The sequence below is a fragment of the Sporichthya sp. genome, from assembly GCF_013815995.1.
GTDB lineage: Bacteria > Actinomycetota > Actinomycetes > Sporichthyales > Sporichthyaceae > Sporichthya.
Genome location: NZ_JACDFE010000026.1, coordinates 14,993 through 28,132, shown reverse-complemented (window position 1 = coordinate 28,132; position 13,140 = coordinate 14,993). Strand labels below are relative to the sequence as shown.

The 13,140-nt window shown below is 69.5% G+C and carries 12 protein-coding genes; 7 read left to right on the top strand and 5 right to left on the bottom strand.

All coding sequences use genetic code 11. The features are described from left to right. Both H0X00_RS05130 and H0X00_RS05125 read left to right on the top strand, forming a co-directional pair. On the top strand, positions 1-509 hold a 509-nt coding region (locus H0X00_RS05130; RefSeq protein WP_293767699.1), incomplete at its 5' end, for an MFS transporter. An 85-nt stretch (positions 510-594) separates the two neighbouring features. Then, on the top strand, positions 595-2,901 hold the full coding sequence (locus H0X00_RS05125) for an immune inhibitor A domain-containing protein (protein WP_293767698.1): 2,307 nt from the start codon (positions 595-597) through the stop codon (positions 2,899-2,901). Between the two features lie 24 nt (positions 2,902-2,925). Here H0X00_RS05125 and H0X00_RS05120 read toward each other — a convergent pair whose 3' ends face one another. Then, positions 2,926-4,140, bottom strand: coding sequence for a DUF445 domain-containing protein (locus tag H0X00_RS05120; protein WP_293767697.1), 1,215 nt, complete (start codon positions 4,138-4,140; stop codon positions 2,926-2,928). Between the two features lie 336 nt (positions 4,141-4,476). On the opposite strand from H0X00_RS05120, the gene H0X00_RS05115 reads away from it, so the two are divergent. After that, positions 4,477-5,025, top strand: coding sequence for a molybdopterin-dependent oxidoreductase (locus H0X00_RS05115; RefSeq protein ID WP_293767696.1), 549 nt, complete (start codon positions 4,477-4,479; stop codon positions 5,023-5,025). Positions 5,026-5,039: 14 nt separating this feature from the next. On the opposite strand, the gene H0X00_RS05110 is transcribed toward H0X00_RS05115, so the two are convergent. After that, on the bottom strand, positions 5,040-5,441 hold the full coding sequence (locus tag H0X00_RS05110; protein ID WP_293767695.1) for a hypothetical protein: 402 nt from the start codon (positions 5,439-5,441) through the stop codon (positions 5,040-5,042). A gap of 153 nt (positions 5,442-5,594) precedes the next feature. Next, a complete protein-coding gene (locus H0X00_RS05105; RefSeq protein ID WP_293767694.1) occupies positions 5,595-7,571 on the bottom strand; it encodes an MFS transporter in 1,977 nt (658 codons plus the stop codon). 166 nt (positions 7,572-7,737) lie between these two features. Between H0X00_RS05105 and H0X00_RS05100 the strand changes: the two genes are divergently transcribed. The 4 genes from H0X00_RS05100 to H0X00_RS05085 all read left to right on the top strand — a co-directional run bounded on the left by H0X00_RS05100 (position 7,738) and on the right by H0X00_RS05085 (position 10,876). Next, positions 7,738-8,313 (top strand): TetR/AcrR family transcriptional regulator, encoded by a 576-nt coding sequence (locus H0X00_RS05100; RefSeq protein WP_293767693.1) that lies wholly within the window; start codon positions 7,738-7,740, stop codon positions 8,311-8,313. A 154-nt stretch (positions 8,314-8,467) separates the two neighbouring features. After that, a complete protein-coding gene (locus tag H0X00_RS05095) occupies positions 8,468-9,109 on the top strand; it encodes a nucleotidyltransferase domain-containing protein (RefSeq protein WP_293767692.1) in 642 nt (213 codons plus the stop codon). Next, complete coding sequence (locus H0X00_RS05090; RefSeq protein ID WP_293767691.1) at positions 9,106-9,483, top strand: hypothetical protein; 378 nt, start codon at positions 9,106-9,108, stop codon at positions 9,481-9,483. Before H0X00_RS05095 ends, H0X00_RS05090 begins: the two co-directional genes overlap by 4 nt. Positions 9,484-9,598: 115 nt before the next feature. Further along, on the top strand, positions 9,599-10,876 hold the full coding sequence (locus H0X00_RS05085) for a GspE/PulE family protein (RefSeq protein ID WP_293767690.1): 1,278 nt from the start codon (positions 9,599-9,601) through the stop codon (positions 10,874-10,876). Between the two features lie 121 nt (positions 10,877-10,997). Here the strand turns inward: H0X00_RS05085 and H0X00_RS05080 are convergent, their stop codons facing one another. Both H0X00_RS05080 and ilvA read right to left on the bottom strand, forming a co-directional pair. Beyond that, entirely contained in the window at positions 10,998-11,759 is a 762-nt protein-coding gene (locus H0X00_RS05080; RefSeq protein ID WP_293767689.1) for a response regulator transcription factor, read from the bottom strand. 77 nt (positions 11,760-11,836) lie between these two features. Then, the gene (gene ilvA / locus H0X00_RS05075; protein WP_367186434.1) at positions 11,837-13,072 is read right to left on the bottom strand and encodes a threonine ammonia-lyase IlvA; all 1,236 of its coding nucleotides are present in this window, start codon (positions 13,070-13,072) and stop codon (positions 11,837-11,839) included. Positions 13,073-13,140: the final 68 nt, after the last annotated feature.

The window sequence follows — 13,140 nt, the reverse complement described above, 5'->3', positions numbered from 1 at the left end:
TCCCCGCGCGGGCGGAGGAGCTCGGCGGCGCCGCCGCGGTCGGCTGGCTGTTCGCCGCGCTCGCGATCGGCGCCGTGGTCGCCGGCGCCACCTCCGGCTGGGTCGGGCGGGTTCGCCGGCAAGGAGTCGCGCTGGTGATCGCCATCGTGATCTGGGGGCTGGCCGTCGCCGGCGCCGGACTCGCGGACCAGTTGTGGCTGGCGGTGTTCCTGCTGGCGATCGGCGGCGCCGCCGACCTCGTCTCGGCGGTCTACCGGCAGACCATGCTGCAGACCTACGCCCCGGACGAGATGCGCGGGCGGATGCAGGGCGTCTTCATCGTCGTGGTGGCCGGGGGGCCCCGGCTCGGTGACGTCCGGGCCGGCGGGACGGCGGCCGCGGTCGGCGTCCAGGCCTCGTGGGTGGGCGGCGGGTTGCTGTGTGCCGCCGTCGTGCTGCTGGCGCTGGCGGTCCCGGTGTTCCGCCAATACAGCGCACCGACGGTGACGAATCCGGATAAACCTGCCTAGGTTGACCCCGCACGCCTCGTGACACCCGGCCAGGTCGCTCGTTGAACACCAGTACGGCCCCGCCCGCTTGGAAGGAACGCCCTGCATGAAGCGTCACCTCGTCGCCGGACTGGCAGTCTCCGGGCTTGTGCTGAGCACGCTGACCGGGGTGCACAACGCCAAGGCGGACGCGCCGGCGGCGCCGGAGGCCTCCTTCGGACGCTCGGTCCAGTCCTACGAGCCGGTCCACAAGAAGCTGAACCTGGCCGCGGACACCGCGGACACCGTCGCTTCGTGGCTGGCGACCCGGGACGGGCAGGCCCAGCGGCGCACCGCGACAGCCGGCGCCACCCCGGCAGCCGGGACCAAGCGGATGTGGCCCGCGGTCGACTTCGAGCAGGGCATCGACTACATGAAGGAGTACACGCTCCGCGGGGTCGGCAAGTCCATCGAGGTGTGGGTGGCGTCCGGGGCCGACGCGACGTCGAAGGGCATCGAGACGCGCGCGGGCGACTGTCGCGCCTCCCTCCCGAACTACACGACGATCAGCGACGAGCAGGTCCAGTCCCTGATTCACGAGTACGACTCGAACATCCTGCCCAAGGAGTCCGAGGCCTTCAGCGTCGCGCCCGACCGCGACGGCTCCGACGCACCGCAGGACCTCAAGACCTCGGGCTTGACCTTCGGCGGCGATGGCAACAAGGTCGTCACGCTGGTCGACAACATTCGCGACGCGGCCTTCTACAAGTTCCCGAAGGACCGCTCCGGGGTCGCCGGATTCTTCTCGCCGGCCTTCAACGAGTTGACCGACCGCAACATCATGACCATCGACGCGGAGGACTGGACCCACAGCACGGGCAAGAACCCGCCGCACGAGCCCAACCAGGACCCGTGCAAGAACATGGACGGGACCCCGCACTTCTACGAAGCGGTGTTCGCCCACGAGTACCAGCACCTGCTCATGTACTACATCGACGCCAACGAGGTCACCTGGGTCAACGAGGGCCTCTCGATGTACGCCGAGCACGTCACCGACTACATCGACTCCCGTCTCAGCGTGAACCAGTTCGGCTACAACGCCTACGTCGCCTGCTTCCAGGGCTTCCGCACGATGGTCACCGCGTACAACCCGGCGCCCGTGCCCTGCGGTGGCCCGGCGAACTCCCTGACCCGCTGGGGTGACCAGGGCACCGGGAAGGAACTACTCGCCGACTACGGCAACGCCGAGTCCTTCATGCTCTACCTGCACGACCGGTTCGGCGAGCAGGTGCTGCACGCCATGCACCGCGACGGCGCACGGGTTGGGCTTTCCTCGTTGCGCAATATCTTGGACGGCATCAAAAGCAAACCCAAGGTCACCAAGGTGCTGCAGGACTTTCAACTGATGAACCTGCTGGACCGCTTGCTTGAGCAGAAGGGCTCCACGGTCTCCGGCGTGCAGCGCAAGCTGGTCACGTCCAAGAGTCTGCGGGCCGCGGTGAACCTGCTCAACCCGGCGGCGCTGAGTGCGGTCGGCGCGGTGGCCAACGGCGCGGACTATCTGACGCTGCGTGGACTCGGCGTCGGCCCGCTGGACGGTGCCGAGCTGCGCAACCTGACCTTCACCGGCGACCGCGGCCTCCCGCCGCTGCCGGTGCAGTGGACGGTGGCGAACCAGTACCCGCTGCCGACGGTGGCGTTGCCCGTCCTGCCCAACCTGCCGCCGCCCGCGCCGATCGACCTGCCGGCCATCCCGCCCTCGCCGCTGGACAACCCGGTGCTCTTCTCCGGCAACGAGCCGGACGCCGACGCCAGCATCGTCTTCGAAGCCGACGTCCCGGAGTCCAACCCTCTGCTCACGTACAACACCGTCTACAACCTCGAGCAGGACTTCGACTTCGGCTACACGCTGATCTCCGCCGACGGCGGCAAGACCTACAAGTCGCTGCGCAACTCCCTCACCAAGGAGACCTCGATCGGCTATGGCCTGACCGGCGCCTCTCCGGTGCCCACGCCGCAGGTGTTCGACCTGTCCGAGTACGCCGGCCAGAAGGTGCTGATCGGCTTCCGCTACGTTTCGGACCCGCTGATCAACAACGGCGGCTGGGCCGTGGACGACATCGCCGTCGGCGGCAAGGTGATCAGCAACGGCACCAGCATCGACCCGTTCCGCACCATGACCCAGATCTCGCCACTGCCGGTCAAGGACTGGTCCCTGCAGCTGGTCGGGATCGACGAGGTCACCCGCCGGGTCAAGGTGTTCCGCTTCTCCGGCAAGTACGCCGTCACCCTGACGAAGGCTCAGATCGCAGCGCTGCGCAGCTTCCCGCTGCTGGTAGCGGTGATCGGCTGGGACGACCCGGAGGAGAAGGCCACCGTCGAGGCGCCGTACACCGTCAAGGTGAACGGCATCGGCCAAGCCGGCGGCCGCTAAGGCCAGCCTCTGCGGGCGCTGAGGTCACGTCAGGAGCAGGTGGACCTGGAGCTCGCCGATGAGGAAGCCGAGGACGCCGCCGACGGCGATCAGCTTCCACTCGTCCTGCTTGAACGCGGGCCGGAGCAGGTTCTCGTACTCCTCGTCGGTCATCGCGGTCATCTTGGTGATGATCACGCCCTGCACGTCGAGGGCTTCCATCGCGTAGGCGCCGACATCGTCGATGCTGCCGCGCATCCGGGTGACCGCGGAGGCGACGATCTCCTGGCGCAAGGCCTGGTAGCGGCGGCCGCCGACCGCGAGCACGACCAGCGGCTTGGCCGGACCGACCTGGGCGTTGACGGCCATGTCGACCTCCTTCGCCACCAGGGCGAAGAGTCGGTCGGCCTGCGGGCCGGTGAGCATCGCGTCGATCAGGTTGGCCGGGGTGAGGATCTCGCCGCCGAGCACGGTGGCGTAGTCCTCGATCACCTGGACCCGGCGGCGGTGGAAGACGCCCTGCCAGGAGAAGAGCCGGCCGAACCGCTTCGGCTTGACCGGCCGGAAGATCAGCTGCAGCGCGGCCCAGTCGGAGAAGAAGCCGATCAGCCCACCGAAGATCGGCACGATCCACGTGTTGTGGGTGGCGGCCCAGACGCCGGCCTGGAGGAGCCCGAGGGCGAAGCCGAACGGGGCGCCGACCCGGATGATGAAGTTGAACTCGTTCTTGCCGATCCGGCGGATCAGCGAGACCAGCAGCGCCTTGTCCCGGGTGAGCGCGTCGACCGCGACCGCGCGCAGGTCGATGACCGACTCGGGGTCGCGCTTGAGATCGTCGACCAGGCGCTCGACCATCTTCGGCGCCTGCCGCTGCACCGCCCACACGACGGCCCGGCGGCCGACCTCGGGCATCGCCTCCCAGACCAGCGGCTGATGGCGCGACATGATCTCGCGCGTCATCTCATCGATCGTGGCCTTCATCGGCACCTGCAGGCGCAGGGCCATCTCGCGGCCGTCGATGCGGTCGAACAACTCACGGGTCGTCAGCAACCGCGAGAGCATGAGGTCGGTGGCGATGTTGGCCATGCGCGGCGCGAAGCGCGGGATCACGCCCTGCCAGCCGAGGAACGGCTTGATGCCGCGGAACTCCAACGGCCGCATCATCATCTCGACCGCGACGAGCTTGGTGACGTAGCCGATGACGGCGGCGATCAGGGGCATGGAGACGTAGATCGCCCAGGTCGGCAGCTCTCCGTGCACCCGCCCTCCACCTCATCGCCGTGGTTTGCCGTGGTGACGCCGTCGCCGGGCGTCCCTGGAGAGTACGCGCGCGCCCTACTCGCGGGTACGGCGATCCCGCCGATCGTGGCGACGGGTTCAACGCCACCATGTAGGGCCACGGTCGTTCCCTTCCTGCAGCTCTCGCGGCGGAGGGTTCAGAATGCGGCATCGCACGTCGACTGTCCCGGCACTCGCCCGTACCGAGCCGGTGTCGGCCACCGCAGGAACGGATGCTTAGCTGATCCTGTGGCCCTGCCAGACCCGTCGTCCGACAACGACCGCCCGCTCCCGCCGGGACAAACAGCGCGCGCCGACATGCCCGTGCGCCACTACGGCCCGGTGCCGCGGCGCAAGCCGGACCCGTGGCCGATCGCGGTCGGCGGCAAGCTCGCCGACCGCACCGTCACCACCTCGGTCGCCGAGCTGACGGACATCACCAAGACCGGCCTGACCGCGGACCTGCACTGCGCCAGCGGCTGGAGCTGCCTGGACCTGGGCTGGGAAGGCGTGCCGGCGTCGACGTTGCTCGAGCTCGCGCCCCCGCCGGCCGGCGTCACCGACGTCCTGGTTTACGGGGAGTACGGCTACTCGGCGAACGTCACGCTGGAGGACCTGCGCTCGCCGCAGGCGATGATCGCGACCGCCCTGAACGGCGTACCGCTGACCGCCGAGCACGGTGCCCCGGTCCGCCTGGTGCTGCCGCACCTGTACTGCTGGAAGGGCCCGAAATGGTTCCGCGGGTGGGACTACATCACCCCGGACACCCTGGGGTTCTGGGAGGCCCGCGGCTACCACCGGCTCGGCAATTGCTGGCTGGAGCAGCGGCAGACGCTGCCCGGGCCGCCGAAGGAAGACCTGATCTGAGTCGCGGGTAGCGCTCAGCGAAACCGCTGGACGCGCCCCTGAGCCGCCGCGCGGACCGTCTCGTCCGGGTCCTGCGTCATCTGCCGCAGCACCACCTCGGGCGTCTTGGCGTTGGTCGCTACGCGTCCCCGAACGCTGACGTCCGGGTCCGCGGCAAGAGCTCGGAGAACCTCAGGCGGCGCCGCCCGCCGCATCGCCACCACCCACCGGACGGCGGGATCGACGTCCGCCGCAAGGATCCGCAGCAGCTCCGACGAGAGCGTCTTGTTGTGGGCCACCCAGCGGCGAAGGTCAGGGTGGTCGCGGATCACCGCCAGCCACACCTCGTGGGTGGCCGGCTCCTGGGCGGCGCGCGCGTAGTCGCGCGGATCCTGGCTCGCACGGAGCCTGATGAACTCCTCCGCGCTCTCGATCACCCACCCACCTTCCCACTCCGGTCGCCCGGTCGGGCTATCGGGCGCCTCGGATACCCCGTCCAGGCCACCAGAGTCGCGGCGCTGGACGCGCCGACGCCCCGCCAGCGGATCTGACAGGGCATCAGCGTCTCGGACCTGCGGCCCGGCCTGAGCTCAGGGCGCAGCGGTCAGGGACTGCGCGGCACCGTTGGTCGGTGCCGGGAGGGCAGCCGCGGACAGCGGGGTCAGCACGACCTTCTGGGCGACGCCGTTCGGCGGGACGACCAGCCCGGCGTGCGGGGCGTACCCCGGCGCCGAGGCGATGACCGCGTAGGACTCCGAACCGTCCGAGGAGGGCAGGTAGGCCCCGGTGTCGTCGGCCTGGCCGACCTCGATCTGGCGGCCGTTGCGGGCGAGCAGCGTGACCGCCGCCCCCGGGACCGGGACACCATTGATCGCGCAGACCAGCAGGCCAGGGCCGTCGTTCTGCACAGTGAGCGCGGCGGTGACGGCGGCGATGGGAACCGGGACCAGGGTCGTCGCCGGGATCAGCGGCGGAGCTGCGGGCGCCGGATCGGCCGGCTTGGCCGCCGGACTGATGCCGCGCAGCGGCACCTGCTTGATGAAGGTCGCGCACGCGACCCCGACGATCGCGATCAGCGCCGACACGAGCATCACGCCGGCAATGCCGTCCACGATGCCGTGCTGCAGCGCGCCGCTCACCTCGGTCGGCAGGCCCTTGACCATCTCGGGGCTGAGCTGGGCCCCGGCGTCCCCCAGCGGGTTGTCCGCGCCGAGTCGGCTCTCCATCGAGTTGGTGAGCTTGTTGGCGTACAGCGCGCCCAGCATGCTGATGCCGATCGAGCCGCCCATGCTGCGGACGAACATGATCGCGGCGGTCGCCGACCCGATGTCCTTGAGCTCCACGCTGTTCTGGGCGATCAGCTGCGTGGTCTGGAACAGCATGCCCATGCCGAAGCCGAGCACGAACATGGAGAAGCCGGTCTCGGCCCGGCTGGTCCCCTCGTCCATGGTCGCGAGCAGGAACAGCCCGACCACCGCGAACGCCGTCCCCAGGATCGGGAAGGTCTTGTAGTGCCCGGTCCGGCTGACGAAGCGGCCGACGGTGATGCTGGTGAAGGTGGTGCCGACCATCATCGGGAGCAACAGCAGCCCGGAGTTGGTCGCCGAGGCGCCCTGGACGTACTGCTGGAACTGCGGCAGGAAGGTCATGCTGCCGAACATCACGAAGCCGAGGACCAGGCTGACGCCCGCGACCAGGCTGAAGTTGAGGTTGCGGAACGGGCTGAGCGGCATGATCGGCTCGCGCACCTTCAGCTGCACGGCGATGAAGCCCGCGAAGGTGACGACGGTCAAGACAGCCAGGCCCACGATGGTGGGTGAGCCCCACGAGTAGTCGGTGCCGCCCCAGGTGGTGATCAGGACCAGCCCGGTGATCCAGACGATCATCAGCCCGGCGCCGGGCCAGTCGATCTTGACCAGCTTCTTGGGCTGCGCCGGCAGGTGCATGGTCACCCAGACCACGAACAGCGCGATGATCCCCAGCGGGACGTTGATGTAGAAGGTCCAGCGCCAGGAGGCGTGGTCGGTGATCGCGCCACCGGCGAGCGGACCGGCGATCATCGAGACCGGCATGATCGCCATGAAGTAGCCGATGTAGCGGCCGCGATCGCGCGGCGGGATCAGCACGGCGAGCACGGACATGACGCCGACCAACAGGCCCCCGGCGCCGAGGCCCTGGATCAGGCGGAAGAGAATCAGCTGATCCATGTTCTGCGCCGCGCCCGAGATCGCCGAACCGGCGACGAAGATCGCGATCGCGATCATGAACACGCACTTGCGCGAGAACATGTCGCCGAACTTGCCCCACAGCGGGGTCGAGACGGCGGTGCCGAGGATGTAGGCGGTGTTCACCCACGCCAGGTGCTCGAGCCCCCCGAGCTCGCCGACGATCGTCGGCAGGGCCGGCGCGATGATCATGTTGTCGAGCATCGCCAGCGTCATCGCGACCATCAGGCCGGACATCACGATCAGAATCTCGCGGTGCGAACGCTCCTCGAATCCGAGCTCGTCCACCTTGCGAGGTGCCGGCGCGGGCGGGGTCGCCGCCTCCGGTGCCGGAGTGGTCATGCGGAACTCCTGCCGTTCGTTTGTGCGTTCCCCTCCGATCATCTACGCTAACTGACCGGTCGGTAAGTCCGCAACGCGGTCTCGCTTTTGTTGATTCCGTGATGCGGCAGAACCAGCCGAAAGGCTCACCCCATAGGTTGCTCACTACCCGAGACCAGGAGGCCCGATGAGCGCGGAATCGCTGCCGGCGGCAGCGCCGTCGGGCACCCGCTTCCGGGCCCTGGAAACCGCCCTGGAGCTGTTCAGCCGGGACGGTTATGACGCGGTGTCGATGCGGGCGATCGCCGAAGAACTCGGCGTCACCAAGGCCGCGCTCTACCACCACTTCACCAGCAAGGAAGAGGTCGCGCGGGAGCTGGTCGGCAGCTACCTGGCTGCGATCGAGGGCATCGTCACCTGGGCGGACGCCACCCATCCTGAGCTGGAAGAACTCCTGGCCCGATGGGTCGAACTGGTCCGCGCCCAGGGTCTCCAGATCGGCAAGTTCATCAATGCCAATCAGCGGCTGATCCGCGAACTCGGCCTCACCGCCGGCGACGGCCCGCGCCGCGGCATCGACCGCGTCGCCGACACCGTCGTGGCCCCCGACGCCGCACCGGAGCTGCGGATGCAGGTCCGGATGGCGCTGATCGCGCTGCACACCGCGGCGATCGCCGCCGAGGGCCTGCCGATGGAGGCCGATGAGGTGTTCCGGATCGCCCGGGACGTCGCCGCCACCATCGTGCGCAACGCGCAGGCCTGACGGGCCCGACCCGGCTCGCTGCCACCCACCGGGACGCGGCGCCTCGCTCGACCGAAGCTGTCGGTGCCCCGGGCATCCTCACCTATCACCAACGCGTAATGAGTGGTTGCCCGCTTATTTGAGTGGTAAACTGCTCATCCGGAGGTGGCTCCACGTGGATCTTGCGAGCCCGATCAGCTCCGTGGTGCCGACTGCCCACGGGGCTGCGCTGTTCGTCCTGGCCCGGGCAGATCAGCCTCTGAGTGGCCGTCAGATCGCGGCGCTCACCAACGGCCGCTTCGGGCAGTGGCGGATCAACGAGGTGCTCGGCGAGCTGGCCGACTCGGGCATCGTGCTGCGCGAGCACCGACCGCCGGCCAAGCTGTACCGGCTCAACCGCGATCACGTGGCCGCACCGGGAATCGAGGCGCTGGCCGCACAGCGGGACCTGCTCATCGAGCGGATGCGATTCGCGGCGGGGGAATGGGCGGTTCCTGCCGACGCGCTCTGGCTCTTCGGGTCGGCAGCGCGCGGCGACGGTGGACCGGGCAGTGACGTCGACCTGCTTGTCATCCGCGCGTCTTCAGTGGGCGCGGACGACCAGCACTGGCTGGCGCAGCTGGACCAGATCGCCGATCAGGTGAGCCGCTGGTGCGGGAATCACTGCGAGGTTCTGGAGCTCTCGCGAGCCGAACTGGAGAAGGCCCTGGCGCGCGGAGACCGCCTGACGGAAGAGCTGCGGGCAGACGCGGTCGGGATCGCCGGCGCGACACCCCGCTCGCTCCTTCGCCGCCCACGTCCGGTGGCCGCTTCGTGACGGCGCTCGCCAGCGCCCGGCTCCATCTCGCCAAGGCCCGCGAGTTCCTCGATGCGGCGGAGGCCAGCCAGGAATTGGAGCTCTACAACGAAGCCACTGCCAGCGCAGTGGTCTCCGGCATCAACTCCAAGGACGCCATCTGCCTCGCGCTCGTGGGCAGGTCGAACAAGAACGACAACCACGAGGCCGCTCGTTCGGAGTTGAAGGCAGCAGGGCCGGCGGGCCGGACCCTGGAGCCAGTCCTTGGCCGGCTGCTTCGCCTCAAGACCCGCGCCCAGTACCAGGACACCTCGGTCAGTCCGGCTGACGCCAAAAAGGCGGTCGAGTGGGCGACCCGCCTCTACGAGGGGGCTCAGGGCGCAGTCCGCGGGTAGCCACACTTCGCCCCCGGCGGGACGAAAGACCTGATGATCCAGATCAACGTCAAGTCCGGCGGCGCGGTAACCGACAAACAGGTCACCGCTGCTTGCGACCGGAGGACGGGACATTTTGCGTACGCGCTGGTGGCCCGGGTCGAGCGCGGGAACGGACGGCGGCCCGGCCGAGGTGATCGGCGTCCTCGGCCGCGCCGCCGGTCTGGTGACGATCGGCTCCGATATCTCCCCCGTCGAGATCGTCGAGGGGTTGGTCGAGCACGCGCTGGCTGACCGCGCCTCGGACATCCACATCGAGCCGCAGGAGCACCGGGTCCGGGTCCGCTACCGGGTCGACGGCGTGCTGCACGAGGTCCTGCAGATGCCGCTGGACCTGTCCTTCGGCGTGGTCAGCCGGATCAAGGTGCTCGGCGGAATGGACATCGTCGAGAAGCGCCGCCCGCAGGACGGGCAGTTCGTCTTCCGCACCACCGACTCCCGCGGCGAGCGCACCGTCGACGTGCGGGTCTCGGTGACCCTCGGCGTCAACGGGGAGAAGGTCGTGCTGCGACTGCTGGAGTCCGACCGTCGCCGGGTCCGCTACTCCGACCTCGGCATGCATCCGGAGACCGCTCGGGCCTGGGCGGTGGCCGCCGGCAACACCTCCGGGATGCTGCTGTGCGCGGGCCCGACCGGCAGCGGCAAGACCACCACGCTCTACGCGACCCTGGGCGAACTCGACGACGTCGGGTCCAACCTGTGTTCGATCGAGGACCCGGTCGAGTACGTCGTCGACACCGTCACGCAGATCCAGATCAACCCCGCGATCGGCACCACCTTCGCCAGCGGGCTGCGTTCGCTGCTGCGCCAGGACCCGGACGTGATCCTGGTCGGGGAGATCCGCGACCCGGAGACCGCCAAGATCGCCGTGCAGTCCGCATTGACCGGGCACCTGGTGCTCTCCACCGTGCACGCCCGCGACTCGGTCTCGGCGCTGTACCGGTTCCTGGAGATGGGCGTCGAACCCTACCTGGTGACGTCCTCGGTGCTGGTCGTGATGGCCCAGCGCCTGTTGCGCCGCAACTGCCCGCGCTGCCTGCGCGCGGTCGAGCCGACCCCGGAACAACGCGCGCTCTACCTGCGTCACGGCGGGATACCGAAGTCGGAGTTCCTGGCCGGCGCCGGCTGCAATGCCTGCGGCGGCACCGGCTTCCACGACCGCGTCGGGGTCTACGAGATGTTGCGGATGACGCCGTCGATCCGCGCCCTGGTCGCGGACAACGCCAATGCCGACGTGGTCCGTTTCGAGGCCGTCGCCGAGGGCATGCAGACGTTGACCACCGAGGCCGTGCGCCTCGTCGCCGAGGACGTCACCACCCTCGCCGAGGTCATGCGCGTGGTCGCCGCCGACTGACTGCGTTGGCCAGGGATCAACGTTGAGAACCATGGGACACGTGAGGCACCTCAACAGTCACAATGATGTTCAACCTTGATCTCCAGCCTTCGCGCCGTCTGACCCGAAGAAGGCGGACAGGTCAGGCGGCGGCGGGCTTGAGCACGTATCCCGCGCCGCGCAGGGTGTGGATCATCGGCGTGCGGCCGGCGTCGATCTTCTTGCGCAGGTAGCAGATGTAGATCTCGACGACGTTGGCCTGGCCACCGAAGTCGTACTTCCAGACCCGGTCGAGGATCTGGGTCTTGGACAGCACCCGCTTGGGGTTGCGCATCAGGTAACGCAGCAGCTCGAACTCCGTGGCCGTCAGGTTGATCTCGACCCCGGCGCGGCGCACCTCGTGGCTGTCCTCGTCCATCACCAGGTCACCGACCACGAGGCGATTGGCGCTGGCGTTGCCGGCCGCCAGGGCACGGCGGACCAGGCTGCGCAGCCGGGCCACGACCTCCTCAAGGCTGAACGGCTTGGTGACGTAGTCGTCGCCGCCGGCGGTCAGGCCCGCGACCCGGTCGGCCACCGCGTCCTTGGCGGTGAGGAACAGCACCGGGGTGTCGGCCTCCGCGCGCATCTTGTGCATGACGGCCAGACCATCCATGTCCGGCAGCATGATGTCGAGCACGACGGCGTCCGGACGGAAGTCCCGGGCGATGCGCAGCGCGTCGGTGCCGTTGGCGGCGGTCCTGATCTCCCAGCCCTCGTAGCGCAGCGCCATCTGGAGCAGCTCGGACAGGCTCGGCTCGTCGTCCACCACCAGCACGCGCACAGGCGTCCCGTCGGGGTGCCGCAGCCCGCGGCGCTCCGCGGGCTCGACGGGGTTGGACGGGTTAGGGATCAGCGTGGTCATGACAACTACTGTCCGGCACCGGGCTGTCGCAGCTCTGTGCCGAACTTGTGGGTTCTCTGTGCGACTTCCCGCGCCGGCTACATCAGGAACGAGAACAGCGGGGAGCCCGGCGGCACCTGCTCGATCGACAGCGGCGAGACCGCCATCCGCTCGAGCAGGCCGACCAGGTCGTCGGCGGCCTCGAGCTCGATGCCGACCAGGGCCGGGCCGGTCTCCCGGTTGTTCTTCTTCACGTACTCGAACACCACGATGTCCTCGTTGGCGCTGAGCACCTCGTCGAGGAAGTGTCGCAGGGCGCCGGGTTCCTGAGGGAACGTCACCAGGAAGTAGTGCCGCAGGCCCTCGTGCACCAGCGACCGCTCGACGACCTCGCCGTAGCGGCTGACGTCGTTGTTGCCGCCGGAGACCACGCAGACCACCGGCCCGGTGCCACTGGACAGAGCGCGCGCGGCGGCACTCGCCAGCGCCCCGGCGGGCTCGGCGATGACACCCTCGGTCTGGTAGAGCTCGACCATCTCGGTGCAGACCGCGCCCTCGTCGACCGACACCACCTCGTCAACCAGGTCGCGCACGAGCGGGAAGGTCAGCGACCCGACCCGGCCCACCGAGGCGCCGTCCACGAAGGTGTCGAAGCCTTCGAGAGTCACCGGCGCTCCGACAGCGAGCGCGGCGCCCATGCTCGCGGCGCCGGCCGGCTCGGCACCGACGATCCGCACGCCGGGCGCATGGGCGCGCACCCACAGCGCCATGCCGGAGATCAGCCCGCCGCCGCCGACCGGCACAACCAGGGTCGAGCCTGGCGGCAACGCCCCGTCCGCGGTGAGCTCGACGGCCACGGTGCCCTGCCCGGCGATCGTTCGCGGGTCGTCGAACGGGTGGGCGTAAGCGGCGCCCGTCTGCGCGACGTCGGCCTGGGCGGCCGCGGCCGCCTCGTCGTAGGAGTGCCCGGCGATGACGGGAGTGATCCACTCCCCGCCGATGGCCGCGATCCGGTTCCGCTTCTGCCGAGGGGTGTTCGTCGGCAGGTACACCCGGCCCGGCACCTGCAGGGCCTGGCAGGCGTGGGCCATGCCCTGCCCGTGGTTGCCGGCGCTGGCGCACACCACCCCGCGGGTGAGTTCGTCCGGCCCCAGGGAGGCGAGGAGGTGGTAGGCGCCGCGGACCTTGTAGGACCGGCAGAGCTGCAGGTCCTCGCGCTTGAGCAGCACCTCGCGGCCGAGTTCGGCGCTGAGCCGCTCGCTGCGCTCCAGCGCGGTGTGCCGCACGACCGGGGCGAGCAACGCCGCCGCGGCCGCCACCGCCGCTGCGTCCACGCCCCTCACCACCCCTGCGCTCACTGCGTCCGCCACGGCGCCGATCGTAGGCGGCGCCCCATCGACCG

Bases quoted from the DNA above. Each gene is read 5' to 3' on its own strand.
- H0X00_RS05125 (WP_293767698.1), top strand. From the start codon at position 595: ATGAAGCGTCACCTCGTCGCCGGACTGGCAGTCTCCGGGCTTGTGCTG.
- H0X00_RS05115 (WP_293767696.1), top strand. From the start codon at position 4,477: ATGCCCGTGCGCCACTACGGCCCGGTGCCGCGGCGCAAGCCGGACCCG.
- H0X00_RS05105 (WP_293767694.1), bottom strand. From the start codon at position 7,571: ATGACCACTCCGGCACCGGAGGCGGCGACCCCGCCCGCGCCGGCACCT.
- H0X00_RS05100 (WP_293767693.1), top strand. From the start codon at position 7,738: ATGAGCGCGGAATCGCTGCCGGCGGCAGCGCCGTCGGGCACCCGCTTC.
- H0X00_RS05080 (WP_293767689.1), bottom strand. From the start codon at position 11,759: ATGACCACGCTGATCCCTAACCCGTCCAACCCCGTCGAGCCCGCGGAG.